Genomic DNA, 12,852 nt, shown 5'->3' with positions numbered 1-12,852 from the left:
GCCCAGACGACCGGCGCACCGCGCCCGGCGAGGCACCCCGCGGCGACGCCCGGGCCGCGGCCGGCGAAGCGCCCTCGCAGGGAACCCCGCTGGAGCGCGACGAGATCGCCCGCCTCGACGAGGACCGCTAGACAGACCTACCTGTCCGACCGACCTGACCGTCCGACCTGCCCGACCTGACCGTCCGACCTGCCCGTCAGATCTGCCTTGCCCGTCAGATCTGCCAGGACCGCAGCCGGTCCGCCGCGCCGTACACATCCGTCTTGCCGGAGATCAGATCGCGGGCGAGGTCGACGAGGGCGTCGTAGGGCGGATCGATGCCGACGCCGCTGACGAACATGTAGGCGACGGCCGTGGCGCAGGCGAAGCGGGCGTTGGCCGAGGGCAGCGGCTTGAGCAGGGCGAGGGTGTGCAGCAGGGCGGTGGCCCGCCAGGCCGGGTCGGAGTCGATGCCGAGGCGGGGCGGATCGACGCGGTGCCGGGCGACGGCCGCGACCAGCGCCGAGAAGTCGTTGATGGTGGGCTGGTCCGGCAGGACTTCCTCATGACGCTGGAGCAGCCAGGGCACGTCGATATGGATGACCGGAGTGACGGGCATGCGTCAGGCGACCCGCCCCTCGCCCTTGGCCGAGGGTTCGTCGTCGGGGAACGCGGCGGCGAACTCGTCGGCGTGCGTGGCGAAGAACCGGCGGAAGGCCTCGGCGCCCTCCTGCAGCGCCCGGTGGCGAGCTATGTCGGCCGCGGCCGCCTCCCGCACCAGCGCCTTCATCGACGTACCGCGCTCCTTGGCGATCTGCCGCAGGTCCTCTAGCTCACGGTCGCTGAACTCCACGTTGAGAGCTGGCATGCCAACACGGTACCGCTCGGGTACTTACCCGTAAATACCCCCAGGTCAAGAGCTACGCCCGACGGTACCGAGCGGGCCTCAGCTGCTTGTCCGAATCCCGCCGGTCCCGACCCCGATTCCGGAGCAGACTGATCCTCATGACCACGATCTACACCCTCACCGACAGCCCCGTGGGCGAGCTGCTCCTGACCGGCGAGAAGTCGCCCACCGGCACCACCCTCACCTCCCTGACCATGCCGGACCACCCGACCATCCCCGCCGACTGGCAGCGCGACGACCAGGCCTTCACCGAAGCCACCCGCCAACTGTCCGCGTACTTCGCCGGACACCTCACCCGCTTCGAACTCCCCCTCGCCGCCGAGGGAACGGAGTTCCAGCAGCGGGTATGGCGAGCCCTGGACGAGATCCCCTACGGCACGACGACGACCTACGGCGCCCTCGCGGAACGCCTGGGCGTACCGCGCGCCGAGGTCCGAGCCCTGGGCGCGGCACTCGGTGCCAACCCGCTCCTGCTGGTGCGCGCGTGCCACCGTGTGATCGGCGCGGACGGCTCGATGCGCGGTTACGCCGCCGGCGTCGACCGCAAAGTGCGCCTGCTGACCCACGAGGGCGCACTGCAACCGATGCTCGGCTGACCCGGAGGAAGTTCGTCATGGATGGCACCAACTGGTCAGCTCTGGCCGAGGAGTTGGACCTGTACGGCAGCGCGCCGACGGCCCGGCTGCTGACACCCGCCGAGTGCCGCGACCTGGCCGCGCTGTACGAGAAGCCGGAGCTGTTCCGAACCACCGTCGACATGTCCCGGCACCGCTTCGGCTCCGGCGAGTACCGCTACTTCACCCACGACCTGCCCGCACCGGTCGCCGCCCTGCGCGCCGCGCTCTACCCACGCCTGCTGCCGATCGCCCGGGACTGGGCGGCCCGCCTGGACCGCCCGTCCCCCTGGCCGGACGACCTGGACGAGTGGCTGGCTCGCTGCCACGCCGCCGGCCAGAACCGTTCGGCACAGATCCTGCTGCGCTACGGCGAGGGCGACTGGAACGCCCTGCACCGCGATGTGTTCGGCGAGTTGGTCTTCCCGCTCCAGGTGGTGATCGGCCTCGACGAGTACGGCACCGACTACACGGGCGGCGAGTTCCTGATGGTCGAACAGCGCCCCCGCGCCCAGTCCCGGGCCACGGCGACCCCGCTACGGCAGGGCCACGGCCTGGTCTTCACGACCCGCGACCGCCCAGTGCCCACGAAGCGCGGCTGGTCGGCCGGGGCGATGCGACACGGGGTGAGCACGGTACGTTCCGGCAGGCGTCACGCGTTGGGGTTGGTCTTCCACGACGCGACTTGAGGTCGACTGATGAACTCCGTTGCAGGACAGCGCCCGGTCTTTTAGGGGCGCGGGGCTGTATCAATATGCGGCTCCGCCGCGCGGGCACGCCCCTCGGAGACCGGCGAAGCCAGGTCTTTTAGGGGCGCGGGGAACTGCGCGACCAGCCCCCGCCACCGATAGTCATCGCGCCGCTTCCTCCAACTCCGGCTCGGACATGGGCAAGGCATGCGGATTACCGGAAGCCCCCTGGTGTCGCCGCACGGCAAGACAAGCGAGCGCACCGGCAAACAGAACGGCGACGGCAACATAAACGGCGGGCCCCATCGCATGGACGAACCCATGCCCGAACACCTCCCCACCAAGCACCCGCATCCGCTCGGCAACCCCACGCGGAACCCCGCCCGGCGCGCCCCCCTGCTGCCCGGCACCGACATCGGACTCCGCCTTCGAGAACGCGGCGACGAACGACTCCCGGTAGGCGGCGGGGAGTTGACCGGCCCGAGCCCGAGCCTGCTCGGTCAGGGAAGAGGCGAGCTGCGCCTGGAGCACCGCCCCGATCACCGCACCGGCAAGCACCGAACCGACCTGCCGAAGCGCGTTGGTGACACCGGACGCGGCGCCCGCGAGCCGGGGCGGGACGTTGCGCATGACCTCGGTGGCCATGGGTGCGAAGGTGCAGCCGACCCCCAGCCCCGTAAGGAACAGCGGGAACGCGACGGTCAACCACCCCGTGCCGACGCCCGCCACCCCCACGACCCACACAAGCCCGCCCGCCCAGGCGAGCAACCCGCCCATCAGGATGAACTTGCCGCCGACCTTGTCCGCGAGCGCACCCGCGGGCCCGGCCATGACGAACGAACCGAGCGCGACGGGCAGCAGCACAAGCCCCGCCTTCTGCGCGCTGAAACCGAGCACGGACTGCAAATAGATCGTCAGCGTCAGGAACATCCCGACGACACCGAACGACACGGTGACGCCCACGAAGTTGATGAGGCTGAAGTCGCGGTCCTTGAACAGCGAGAAGGGGACCAGGGGTTCACCGCTCTGCTGCCCGCGCTCGTGCAGCAGGAAGCCGCCGAAGAGCACGACGGCCGCGCCGAACAGGCTCCAGATCCCGGCGTTCCAGTCGTACCGCTGTCCCTCCGTCAGCCCAAATGCCAGGCAGAACAAGGCAGTTGAGGCAAGGGTGACGCCCAGGGTGTCGAAGCGGCGCCGTACCGTCCGCCGGGCGCCCGGGATGATCGCCATGGTGAGCACGAGCACCAGCGCACCGATCGGCAGGTTGACGAAGAAGATCCACCGCCAGGACAGATGGGTGATCAGCACCCCGCCGAGGATCGGACCGAGCGCGCCGGACACCCCCGCCACCGCGCCCCAGATGCCCATCGCGACCCCGCGCCGGTCGGCCGGGAACACCTCGGCGATGATCGACAGGGTCTGCGGCATGAGCAGCGCCGCGCCCAGCCCCTGCACCGCGCGGAACCCGATGAGCTGGGCGGGATCCTGGGCGAGCCCGCAGGCGAGGCTGGCCAGGGTGAACAGGGCGACTCCAGCGGCGAACAGATTGCGTTTGCCGCGCAGGTCGCCGAGGCGCCCGCCGGTGATCAACAGGACGGCCAGCGCCAGCGTGTAGGCGTTGACGATCCACAGGATCTCGTCCAGGGACGCGCCGAGATCCTCGCCGAGCTGGGGGATCGCGATGTTCACGATCGTCAGGTCGAGGAGGGTCATGAAGAACCCGAGCGAGAGCGTGATGAGGATCGCCCAGGGGTTGCCGTGCCACTTCTTGAACACGATGTCGACTCCTTGCAGAGGGCTTGCGTCGGACTCGCGTTCAAGAGGGCCGCACGGCCGACAGGTGTGACACGGCGCGAATTTCCCGAGACGTACGTCACATTCAGGCCGTCGGCTGTCACATTCCGACCCCCGCCGCCCCTCGCAGTAGTGAGCACGCCACTGGGGAGGCGCATACATGTCCGAGTTCTCCGAGTCCGCCGTCACCGATGAGGCGACCACTGAGGCGACCACTGTCTTCATGGACCATCGGGAGCTGTTGTTCGGTCTCGTCTACAACATGCTGGGCAGCGTCGCGGACACCGACGACGTCCTCCAGGAGACCTGGTTGTCCTGGACGGCGCGCTCCCGGCGCTCCCCGCTCGACACCATCACCAACCAGCGCGCCTACCTCGTCCGCATCGCCGTCAACCACGCGCTCCAGCGCCGCGCCACGATCACCCGCCGACGCGAGACGTACGTGGGCCCGTGGCTGCCGGAGCCGTTGGTCGACCAGCCCGCCGGCGACGATCCCGTGGACCCCGCCCTGCGCGCCGAGTCCGTGTCGCTGGCCATGCTGGTCGTCCTGGAGTCGCTGAGCCCGCTGGAGCGCGCGGTCTTCGTCCTCAACGAGGTGTTCGGGTACGCCCACACCGAGATCGCGGACATCATCGACCGCACTCCGGCCGCCGTACGACAGCTCGCGCACCGGGCGCGGGCCCATGTGCACGCGCGGCGGCCGCTGTACGAGGCGCATCCCCGGGTGCGGCGGGAGGCGACCGAGCGGTTCGTGCGGGCCGCGATCGGCGGGGACATCGCCGCGCTGATGGAGATCCTCGCGCCGGACGTCACGGTGTGGACCGACAGCGGGGGCAACCGGAAACCGGCCGGACTGCGCCCGGTGCACGGGCGGGACAAGGCCGTCCGTCTCATCAACTCGTTCTCGACCCGGCGCCGTGGCCCCCAGGACCTGGAGCTGCGCTACCGGCGCGTCAACGGCGACAACGCGGCCGTGCTGTTCGAGGGCGACTCGCCGTACGCGGTGATGGTCATGGACCTCACGCCCGAGGGCGACCAGGTGTCCGGGGTCTACATCGTGACCAACCCCGAGAAGCTCACGCACGTGCACAGGGACGACGAGGAGGACGACCGGTGACCGGCACCCCCGACCCCTCGCGGGGCGAACGCGTCGCCGACTGGTTCGACGGCCGCCTCGGCATCTACTCGCTCGGCAAGCAGTATCTGCGGAAGGTGTTCCCGGACCACTGGTCGTTCCTGCTCGGCGAGATCTGCCTGTACAGCTTCGTCGTGCTGATCCTGACCGGCGTGTACCTCACCCTCTTCTTCCACCCGTCGATGAACGAGGTGACGTACCACGGCAGTTACGTCCCCCTGAACGGCATCCGCATGTCCGACGCCTACGCCTCGACGCTGCACCTCAGCTTCGACGTGCGGGGCGGGCTGCTGATCCGGCAGTTGCACCACTGGGCGGCGCTGGTGTTCATCGCCGCGATGCTGACGCACATGATGCGGCACTTCTTCACGGGGTCGTTCCGCAAGCCGCGCGAGCTCAACTGGCTGTTCGGCTGGACCCTGTTGTTCCTCGGCCTGTTCGAGGGCCTCTTCGGCTACTCGCTCCCGGACGACCTGCTGTCCGGCACGGGCATGCGCTTCGTGGACGGCGCGCTGCTGTCGGTCCCGATCGTCGGGACGTACCTCTCGATGTTCCTGTTCGGCGGCGAGTACCCCGGCCACGACATCGTGTCCCGCTTCTACTCACTCCACGTCCTGCTGATCCCCGGCATCATGGCGGCGCTTGTGGTCGTGCACCTCATCCTGGTCGTCTACCACAAGCACACCCAGTTCGCGGGCCCCGGCCGCACCGAACGCAACGTGGTGGGCACCCCGTTCATGCCGGTCTACCTGGCGAAGGCGGGCGGCTTCTTCTTCCTGGTCTTCGGCGCCCTCACCCTCCTCGCGGCGGTGGCCTCGATCAACCCGGTCTGGTCCTACGGCCCTTACCGCGCCGACCAGGTCTCGACGGGCGCCCAGCCGGACTGGTACCTGGGTTTCGCGGAGGGCTTGGTCCGGGTCATGCCGGGTTGGGAAGTCACGTTGTGGGGCCACACGTTGGTGCTGGGCGTACTGATCCCGATCGTGGTCTTCCCGCTCCTGCTGGTGTTCATCGGCGTATACCCGTTCCTGGAGGCCCGGTTGACGGGCGGCGACAGACGCGAACACCACCTCCTGGACCGCCCTCGCAACCGCCCCACCCGCACGGCCATCGGCGTGGCCTGGATCAGCCTCTACCTGGTCCTCCTGGCCGGCGGCGGCAACGACATCGTGGCGACCCGCCTCCACCTGTCGATCAACACGGTGACGTGGGCGGTACGGGTGGCGGTGTTCGCCGTACCGGCACTCGCCTTCGTCGTGACCCGGCGCATCTGCCTGGGCCTCCAACTCCGGGACGCCGAGCTGGTGTTGCACGGCCGCGAAACGGGCGTGATCAAGCGGCTGCCGCACGGCGAGTACGTGGAGGTGCACCGCCCGCTGGACCAAGCGGAACTCCACACACTCACCGCGCACAAGCGCCCGAGGGAACTCGTGGAGCGTGAGCCCTAGGGTCAGTTGCCGGGCCGGAACGTTGTCACCGGAAGTCGGTCACCAGTAGGTTCGAGCCGCCGATGTTCGAGCGACGGGGAATACGGGGCTTGAGGTGGCTCTGCTGGACACACTGGTGACGACGGGTGCCGGGGCGCTGTCCGCCACGATCGGTGTCCTGGTCGGGGGCATCGTCACGCACCGGGCCCAGGACCGGCAGTGGCTGCGGGAGAAGCAGTTGCTCGCCTACCAGGAACTGATCAGCCACTACGCCAAGTTCACGATGGTGATCAGCCGCGCCCACGCCGGCCGACAGGGTTGGGACTACGACTGGAGCGAGTGGAGCGCGGTCCTGACCCGTGCCAGTCTGGTCGCCCCCGCGGCTGTCGCGGTGGAGATCGACAACTTCGCCAAGGCCATCGGGCAGTTCCTCGACCGGGCGGCCCGCGACCCGGCCCGCGACCCGACGCGTGACCCGTTGACCCCGGAGGAGTTCTCCCAGGCCAGCAGGGCGCCCGCCCAAGCGCAGGTGCGGTTGGTCAACGCCATACGACGCTCACTGAGCAGAGACCAAAAGGCACTCTCCTTCTGGATAGGCGGAGCTCTCGCGAGCAGTCCCGACGACACCTGATGTGCGACTTCGGCACACCTGCTCACGCGCTGGTCATCCCTGATCCGCCGCGAACGAAGCCATCCACGCCAACGCCGCGTTCCAGTTCACCGCCGTCTCGTTCGTCGACCACGACTGAATGTCGTCGATGTAGCAGAACTGACCGACGCAGCCCGTGAGTTTGCTCTGTGCGTAGGGGTCCTGGATGGACGAGTTGGGGCCGCCCGCCAGAGTTCCCCGCGGCGGGTTCGGCAGGTTCGGGTCGAGTTCGTGGGCGTACCAACGGCTGTGCTCGTTATGGGAGTTGGCCTCGCCGTAGCCGGTGACGTACGACATGTTGAGGGCGTTGCGGCCGAGGATGTAGTCCATGCTCTGGAGTGCGCCGTCGCGGTACTTCGTGGCGCCGGTGAGGTCGTACGCCGTGGCGATGACGTGCGCGTTGTTGAGGATCTGGCTGTTGGAGCCCCAGTCGTAGAGGTTGCCGGGCGGTGCGTACGGCATGCCGTAGGGCTGGGTGCGCAGCGTGGTCAGGTAGGTGTTCGCGCCCTCGATCACCGAGCGGCGGATCCCGTCCCGGCCGGGCAGTCGGCTGGGGACGGTCGCGAGGTCGAGTCGGCCCAGGGCAGCCGTCCGGGCCCAGTCGAAGCCGAGGCTGCCGAAGATGTCGGCCGTGTTGAGCGGGGAGTTGACGACGTGGTCGGCGAACTGCCGCTCCCCCGTGGTCAGATACAGCTCGGCCGCCGCCCAGTAGAACTCGTCGGTGGCGTTGTCGTCGGGGTACGCGCCGCCGCCGGTGCCGTCGTTCGGGTCCGGGTAGACCGTGGGGTGGGCGAGCGCCGCCGTCCAGGCCTTCCGCGCCGCGCTCAGCGCCTTCGCCGCGAACTCCCGGTCGTAGGGCCGGTACAGACGCGCCGCCTGGGCCGCCGTCGCCGCGAGGTTGAGCGTCGCCTGGGTGGTCGGGGCGTGCAGTTCGCGCTTCTGGGGGTCCTGGCTCGGCAGCAGCGGCAGCCCGGTCCACTGTTCGTCGTGGACCTTGTCGTGCGCCATACCGGCCAGCGGCTGCCCGTCCGGTACCTGCATCTTCAGCAGGAACTCCAGTTCCCAGCGGGCCTCGTCGAGCACGTCCGGCACCTTGTTGCCGCTCTCCGGGATGGCGAGCATCCCGTCGCGGAGCTTGGCCGGCTGCCCGGTGCCGGCCAGGCGTGAGCGCTCGTAGGTGCTGAGCAACTCCCATGTGGAGATACCGCCGTTGATGACGTACTTGCCGTGGTCCCCCGCGTCGTACCAGCCGCCGGTCACGTCAAGTGTGTAGTCGCACAGGCCGGGTTGGCAGGGCACGTCGGCGTCGCCCTGGTTGGGGGCGACGTTCAGGTGACCGGCGGGGCGGGCGTACCCGGGGCGCAGTTCGTCCCGTATCTCGATGCCGCTGCGCTGCGTGTAGTAGTACTTCAGCGAGTCGAGCCGCAACTGCTCATAGGCGGCCGTCCCGATGTCGAACGGGCGGCTCGTCTCCCCGTCCGCCACCAGCGTGAAGCCCTCACCGCGCCCCCGGTAGGAGCCGAAGTCGATCGACTGGACGTTCTGCCCGGAGGCCACGTCGGTGCCACGCGGCACGGTCCGCCCGTGCGCGACCACCGCACCCGCCGCGTTCTTCAACTCCCAGGGCAGCACGGACGTGGACGCGGTCACCAGGGTCGCGTTCTTCGGCCCACCGGGCAGATAGGCGACCTGGTTGACGCGCACGCGCGGCCCGGTGTCCGGCTCGTACACCTCCGGCGGCACCCCGCCCAGCAACGACACGTCGTCCATGCAGAAGTGCCAGGCATCGGCACCGCCACCGAGCTGGAAAGCGACCTGCCCCTGCGTGGTGTCGACAGGCGAAGTGAACGTATACGCATAGGAGTTGCCCGACCCGCTCAGCTCGGGACTGACCTCGTAGTAGGTGTCATAGGGCGCCACCGACAGTCCGACGATCGCCCGCGCCACCTGCCCCTCGGGCGAACCGGACGCCGTGAAGGCGAACTTGTACGACTCGCCCTTCACCAGCGTGATGTCGTTCTGGCCGACGGCGGCGTCCCAGCGGTTCGCCGTGCCGCCCGGGACATCCGCGCAGAGCTGTCCGCCCGACAGTCCCGCCGTGACATTGCTCGTCGTCCACCAGGGTTCGGTGGTGGTGTCGAAGGTGCCGTTCCTGACCTGCTCGACCTCGTCGGCCCCGGCCGGGCCGGCCGGGAGCGTGGTGAGGGCCGCCGCGAGGAGGGCCGTGGCGGCGAGCAGGGTCGTTCTGCGTCGTTTCACGTCTGAGCCCCTCACGGACGCGGGAGCGCTCCCATTCACTGCGGACGCAGGCCATGCTGTTCGAGACATGACACTCCGTCAACGGTCCGGACAGGCCAGATTCCCGTCCGGACCGCAGCGGACGCGGTACTACCCGGCCGGTGCCTCCAACTTGCTGATCCGCACCGCCCCTTGGGCCACCCCGGGACGAGCGCTCGTCAGCGCGAGCCGCAGCCGGGAGCCGCGCACGGCATCGAAGGTGACGACGGTCGGGCTGTCCGAGGCCGTGGCCCAGTCGACGGCAGCGCCCTCCACCGGCACCCACGCCCGACCGTCCCACACGGCGACCGTCACCGCAGCGGGCAGACTGTGCGTCGCGTCCACCGTGAACGACACCTCCACCCGGTCGAAGGACCGCGTCCTCCCCCAGTCCACCGACACCCAGTCCTTCTCGCGTGCTCCGCCGAAGGACGGCAGCAGGGCCGTGGCCGACTTGGCGAAGGCGTTGGACCAGCCGGTGGCCGGGTCACCGTCGAGCATCGCGGCGGGGAGCGTGTCGGGCCGACCCGAGTAACTCGCGTCGGCGTACGGGTAGTTGAGCGGCGCAGGATAATCCGCCTTGAAGCGCGACGCCGGAGTCAGGGCACCACCCCGGACGGGTGTCGTCCGTACGGTCACCGTGCCGGTCCGCAGCCCCTCCGCCCGCGCCGTCACCTTCAGCGAGCCCGCCGCCGTACCGGACCGCACGATCGCAAGTGCCTTGCCGTGGAAGGCGGTTCGGGTGCTCGCCTGATAGCGCTCGGCGCTCTCCTCGCGCCCATTGTCGAGACCGGCAATGGACCCACCCCTCACCTCGAAGGCGACCAGGTCCTCCGCGTCGGGCAGGACGACACCGTGGGCGTCGACGACCTCCGCGGTCACGAAGACCAGCGAACGACCGTCTGCGGCAAGGGACTTGCGGTCGGCCGTGAGGCGGACGGCGTGTGCGGCCCCGGCCGTACGCAGCACGTCGGAAGCGACCACCGTCCCACCGCTGCTCGCCACCGCCTTCAACTCACCTGGCTCGTACAGGACTTTCCAGGTCAGGTGGAGTTTGCCCGCGCTGCCGTTCGGGCTGGTGTAACTGCCCGGGTAGGGGCCGGTGGTGAAGGTCTTGTCGTCGCCGGTGGGCTCGGTGGTCTCCAGGTAGGCGCGGCCGTCGGTGGTCTTCTTGGTGTCGAACTCCCTTGCCCCCAGGGACTTTCCGTTGAGGAACAGCTCGACGGTGTCGACGTTGGCGTACGCCCAGACCTCGACCGTGTCGCCCGGTTCGTGGTTCCAGCTCATCGGCACCACATGGACCATGGGCTCGCCGACCCACTGGCTGCGGAAGAGGTGGTACATGTCCTTCGGGAAGCCGGCCGTGTCGACCGCGCCGAAGAAGGACGCCTTGACCGGGAAGACGTCGTACGGCGTCGGCTCCCCGATGTAGTCGATGCCCGACCACAGGAACTGTCCCGCGAACCACTTCCGGTCCCGGTCCTTCTTGTGGCCGTACTCGCCGCTCATCGTCCAGGAGGCGAGATTGTTGTCGTACGACGAGGTGTCGCGTCTGCCGGGGGTGTGGTTCTCGCCGGTGTTCAGGTGCTCCGGCTCCTGGTAGGCGCCGCGTGTCGAGGTCTCCGAGGAGGACTCGGACTCGAAGAGGAACAGGTCCGGATAGGCGGCGTGCAGGGCGTCGACCGACTTGGCGGTGTTGTAGTTGAGGCCGAGTCCGTCGAGCTTGGCGAGCATGAGGTCGGCGGCGGAGCCCTTGGCGGGCACCCCGTGGTACTTGTTCGAGCCGATGACGACCGGCCGGGTGTCGTCCGCCGTCTTGATCGCGCCGATGATGCGGTCGGCCATCGCCAGCCCGGCGGTGGCGGTGGAGTCGGGGATCTCGTTGCCGATGGACCACAGCACCACGGCGGGCGAGTTGCGGGCGGCGAGGACCATCTCGGTGGCGTCCCGCTCGCACCAGTCGTCGAAGAAGCGGTGGTAGTCGTAGGTCGTCTTGCCGGTGTGCCAGCAGTCGAAGGCCTCGACCATCATCACGATGCCCAACTCCTCGCAGGCCTGGATGATTTGGGGCGAGGGCGGGTTGTGCGAGGTGCGGAAGGCGTTGACGCCCATCGACTTCATGATGCTCAACTGCCTGCGTACCGCGTCGAGGCTGATCGCGGAGCCGAGGGCGCCCTGGTCGTGGTGGAGGTCGACGCCCTTGATCTTGGTGTGGACGCCGTTGAGGGAGAAGCCCTCGTCCGGGTCGAAGCGGTAGGTGCGGATGCCGAAGGGGGTGCTGTACGTGTCGACCGTCTTGCCGGCCACCCGCAGTTCGGTCTCCAGGGTGTAGCGGTGGTCCGGGGTCTCGATGTCCCACAACTTGGGCCTGGGGACGGTGAGTTCATGGGGTTCGGTCGCGCGGTCCGCGACAGCGACCGTGGAGGCGGCGCGGGCCACGGTCCGGCCGCCGGGGTCGACGGCTCTCGATCTGACCTCGACCTCGCTCGCGGCACCCGACACGTTCACCACGGACGTCTGGACCCTCACAACGGCCCGCTCGGCGGTGATGTCCGGGGTCGTGACGTACGTGCCCCAGCGTTCGACGTGCACCGGCTCGGTGACGACGAGGCGGGCCTCGCGGTAGATGCCGCTGCCCGAGTACCAGCGGCTGCTGGGGAGTTGGTTCCGCACCTGCACGGCGACGACGTTCTCCGTGCTGCCGTCGGTGTGCGCCAGGTCGGTGAGGTCGAGGGCGAACCCCGTGTATCCGTAGGGGTGTTGGCCGACCCGCGTGCCGTTGCAATAGACGTACGAGTCCATGTAGACGCCGTCGAACTCGACCGAGATCCGCTTGCCCGCGAAGGCCGGCGGCAGGGTGAACGCGATGCGGTACCAGCCGAGGCCGCCGGGGAAGAACCCGGTGCCGCTGGTCGTGCCGTATGCCGTGGTCGGGGTCTGCTCGATGCTCCAGTCGTGCGGGACCGCGACCTGGCGCCAGGCCGAGTCGTCGTAGTCGGGTGCGGCGGCGTCGGCGTAGGCGCCGGTCGGGTCGGTGGTCCCGCCCGGGTTGACCAGCGCGAAGCGCCAGCCGTCCCGCAGCGGGACCGTGTGGCGGCCGGACGCGCCCGATCCGGCGGCTCGTGCGGCCGGGGCGGCCAGGAGTGATGCGGCCGTCGGCGCGGCCGTGGAAGCGATCAAAACCGATCTGCGAGTGACCGTCATGGCGGCTCTCCCTCATCAGGGCCCAGAAGTACTCACAACTGATCGTGACCGAACAGATTCTGACGGGGTGCCACTCCGGGGCGTCAAGAGTGCGGAGGCAGACAGCTGTCCCGTGGGGCACTTCGACCGGTTTTCCCCCTTGACCACGGGTACCCCCCGGCCCTGGGGGTTCTCGTC

10 protein-coding genes are annotated in these 12,852 nt (G+C 69.3%); 5 read left to right on the top strand and 5 right to left on the bottom strand.

The window, feature by feature from the left end; translation table 11 throughout:
* Nucleotides 1-214: 214 nt before the first annotated feature.
* Nucleotides 215-598 (bottom strand): hypothetical protein, encoded by a 384-nt coding sequence (locus tag SPR02S_RS15095; protein ID WP_019057812.1) that lies wholly within the window; start codon nucleotides 596-598, stop codon nucleotides 215-217.
* Between the two features lie 3 nt (nucleotides 599-601).
* On the bottom strand, nucleotides 602-847 hold the full coding sequence (locus SPR02S_RS15090) for a hypothetical protein (RefSeq protein WP_019057811.1): 246 nt from the start codon (nucleotides 845-847) through the stop codon (nucleotides 602-604).
* Nucleotides 848-984: 137 nt separating this feature from the next.
* On the opposite strand from SPR02S_RS15090, the gene SPR02S_RS15085 reads away from it, so the two are divergent.
* Together SPR02S_RS15085 and SPR02S_RS15080 are read left to right on the top strand one after the other, a co-directional pair.
* Entirely contained in the window at nucleotides 985-1,482 is a 498-nt protein-coding gene (locus SPR02S_RS15085; protein WP_019057810.1) for a methylated-DNA--[protein]-cysteine S-methyltransferase, read from the top strand.
* Between the two features lie 17 nt (nucleotides 1,483-1,499).
* Nucleotides 1,500-2,189: a 2OG-Fe(II) oxygenase gene (locus SPR02S_RS15080; RefSeq protein ID WP_019057809.1), complete on the top strand. Its 690-nt coding sequence runs from the start codon at nucleotides 1,500-1,502 to the stop codon at nucleotides 2,187-2,189.
* A gap of 162 nt (nucleotides 2,190-2,351) precedes the next feature.
* Here the strand turns inward: SPR02S_RS15080 and SPR02S_RS15075 are convergent, their stop codons facing one another.
* The gene (locus SPR02S_RS15075; RefSeq protein ID WP_019057808.1) at nucleotides 2,352-3,965 is read right to left on the bottom strand and encodes a DHA2 family efflux MFS transporter permease subunit; all 1,614 of its coding nucleotides are present in this window, start codon (nucleotides 3,963-3,965) and stop codon (nucleotides 2,352-2,354) included.
* Between the two features lie 178 nt (nucleotides 3,966-4,143).
* On the opposite strand from SPR02S_RS15075, the gene sigJ reads away from it, so the two are divergent.
* The 3 genes from sigJ to SPR02S_RS15060 all read left to right on the top strand — a co-directional run bounded on the left by sigJ (nucleotide 4,144) and on the right by SPR02S_RS15060 (nucleotide 7,176).
* On the top strand, nucleotides 4,144-5,100 hold the full coding sequence (gene sigJ, locus SPR02S_RS15070) for an RNA polymerase sigma factor SigJ (protein WP_019057807.1): 957 nt from the start codon (nucleotides 4,144-4,146) through the stop codon (nucleotides 5,098-5,100).
* A complete protein-coding gene (gene qcrB / locus SPR02S_RS15065; RefSeq protein ID WP_019057806.1) occupies nucleotides 5,097-6,566 on the top strand; it encodes a cytochrome bc1 complex cytochrome b subunit in 1,470 nt (489 codons plus the stop codon). The genes sigJ and qcrB overlap by 4 nt, the downstream gene beginning before the upstream one ends.
* A gap of 94 nt (nucleotides 6,567-6,660) precedes the next feature.
* Nucleotides 6,661-7,176: a hypothetical protein gene (locus SPR02S_RS15060; protein WP_019057805.1), complete on the top strand. Its 516-nt coding sequence runs from the start codon at nucleotides 6,661-6,663 to the stop codon at nucleotides 7,174-7,176.
* A gap of 33 nt (nucleotides 7,177-7,209) precedes the next feature.
* Here the strand turns inward: SPR02S_RS15060 and SPR02S_RS15055 are convergent, their stop codons facing one another.
* Nucleotides 7,210-9,453, bottom strand: a complete 2,244-nt coding sequence (locus SPR02S_RS15055) for a glycoside hydrolase family 9 protein (protein ID WP_019057804.1) — start codon at nucleotides 9,451-9,453, stop codon at nucleotides 7,210-7,212.
* 129 nt (nucleotides 9,454-9,582) lie between these two features.
* Nucleotides 9,583-12,675 (bottom strand): glycoside hydrolase family 2 TIM barrel-domain containing protein, encoded by a 3,093-nt coding sequence (locus SPR02S_RS15050; RefSeq protein WP_026150548.1) that lies wholly within the window; start codon nucleotides 12,673-12,675, stop codon nucleotides 9,583-9,585.
* Nucleotides 12,676-12,852: the final 177 nt, after the last annotated feature.

Origin of the sequence: Streptomyces prunicolor NBRC 13075 (assembly GCF_000367365.1) — a bacterium.
Taxonomy (GTDB): domain Bacteria; phylum Actinomycetota; class Actinomycetes; order Streptomycetales; family Streptomycetaceae; genus Streptomyces; species Streptomyces prunicolor.
Note: the sequence above shows the minus strand (reverse complement) of the source record. Positions and strands in the feature narration are given on the sequence as shown.